Origin of the sequence: Mesorhizobium sp. M7A.F.Ca.CA.004.06.1.1, assembly GCF_003999135.1 — a bacterium.
Classification (GTDB): domain Bacteria; phylum Pseudomonadota; class Alphaproteobacteria; order Rhizobiales; family Rhizobiaceae; genus Mesorhizobium.
In genome coordinates this window covers 1-1,739 of the sequence record NZ_RZPQ01000995.1, presented here as the reverse complement: position 1 = coordinate 1,739, position 1,739 = coordinate 1, and the positions used below count along the sequence as shown (strand labels likewise).

Annotated in this window: 1 protein-coding gene and 2 pseudogenes; all 3 read left to right on the top strand. The window is 66.4% G+C overall.

The features are described from left to right. Nucleotides 1-235 (top strand): annotated as a pseudogene (locus tag EN906_RS33100) (NAD(P)-dependent oxidoreductase); the annotation flags it as partial. Nucleotides 236-300: 65 nt separating this feature from the next. Continuing rightward, entirely contained in the window at nt 301-1,389 is a 1,089-nt protein-coding gene (mepA, locus tag EN906_RS33095) for a penicillin-insensitive murein endopeptidase (RefSeq protein ID WP_127269766.1), read from the top strand. Nucleotides 1,390-1,590: 201 nt separating this feature from the next. Further along, nucleotides 1,591-1,739: pseudogene (locus EN906_RS33090) on the top strand (glucokinase); the annotation flags it as partial.

The window sequence follows — 1,739 nt, the reverse complement described above, 5'->3', positions numbered from 1 at the left end:
CGCCTATGCCGCTTCGCTAATGGGTATCGAACCGCCGCCCGAAATTCCCTTCGACGCCGCCCAACTTTCGCCCATGGCGCGGTCCTTCTATGGCGAGAACAAGCGTGTCGCCAACGCGGCGATCAAGGCGGCGGGTTATTCCCTGCGGTTTCCAGACTACCGCGCCGCCTTCGATCATATGTGGGCAAGCGGCGATTGGCGTGACGGCGAAGCGCGCAGCCCGATGAAGCGCTGACGATCGAAGCCGCGGGCGCGGCGTGCTATGATTCGGCCTTGGGATTGCGGTGGAGAACCGGGTTCATGAAGACAGCGATGAGGCTATCTCTAGGCAAAACGCCCCTGTTGGCCGCTGCGCTCGGCCTGCTTGCCGTGCTTGGCTCAGCCGTTCAGCCGGCGACCGCCGAGGAGCGGGCAAAAGACCTGTTCGGCGCCAAGAAACTGCCGGCCGCGACCGCGGCGCGGTCGATTGGCTTCTATTCCAAGGGCTGTTTTGCCGGCGGCGTCGCCATTCCCTTGGACGGTCCGACCTGGCAGGTGATGCGGCCGTCGCGCAACCGCCGCTGGGGCCATCCGGCGATGATCGCGGTAGTCGAGAAATTGTCGCGCGACGCAGCGGCCGATGGTTGGCCAGGCCTGCTGATCGGCGACATTTCGCAGCCGCGCGGCGGCCCGATGCTGACAGGACATGCCTCGCACCAGATCGGGCTCGACGCCGACATCTGGCTGACGCCGATGCCCAGCCGCCCGCTGTCGATGGCGCAGCGCGAATCGATGAGCGCCACCTTGATGGTCGATGAGAAGACCCATCTGGTGAAGGACGCGCTGTGGACGCCAGCGCACACAAGGCTTCTGAAGCGGGCGGCGAGCTACGGCCAGGTCGAGCGCATCCTGGTCAATCCGGGCATCAAGAAAAAGCTCTGCGACACCGTCAAGGGCGACCGCTTCTGGCTGCGCAAGGTCAGGCCGTTCTGGGGCCACGACTATCATTTCCACATGCGCATCGGCTGTCAGCCCGGATCGCCCGGCTGCAAGGCGCAGGAGGCGACGCCGGACGATGACGGTTGCGGCAAGCCGCTGGCCTGGTGGTTCACGCAGGAGCCCTGGCGCCCCAACAAGAACCCGGATGCGCCCAAGGCCCGCGACCTGATGACGATGGCGAACCTGCCGGGCGAATGCCGCGCGGTGCTCGACGCGCCGGGGCCGGACTCGGCCGAGGCGGCGACCTACCATGGCGGCGGCGTGCCGGTCGCGGCCGCCGCGCCCGAACCCGAAACGCCGTCATTGCCCGCCACCCCGGCCGCCGCCGGCTTGCCAAGCACGGTGAACGCCTTCACGGCGACGCCCGAGATCGGCGTGCCGCTGCCGCGACCGCGGCCGCCTGGAAACTGACGATCACGGCTTATAGCTTACAGCCTTATAGGCAGGCTCAATCGGTTCAGCGCCTCATTTTTGCGAAACCGTGGCGGTTTGGCCGCAGAGCCGGCCTCAGCGCGCCGCCGGGATCGAAAACCGTTTCCCTTTTCAAACCCATGCGCTAGTCAACGGAAGAACGGCCAGATGCCGTCGGGGGCGCCGGAGACGGACGAGAGCATGCCACGCACAGGCGACGACGACACTTTGCTGCGGTTTCCGATCCTGATCGGCGACATCGGCGGCACCAATGCGCGCTTTTCGATCGTGCTCGACGCCAATTCCGAGGCAGGCGAGCCGACCATCGTCCAGACGGCGAACTACAACAC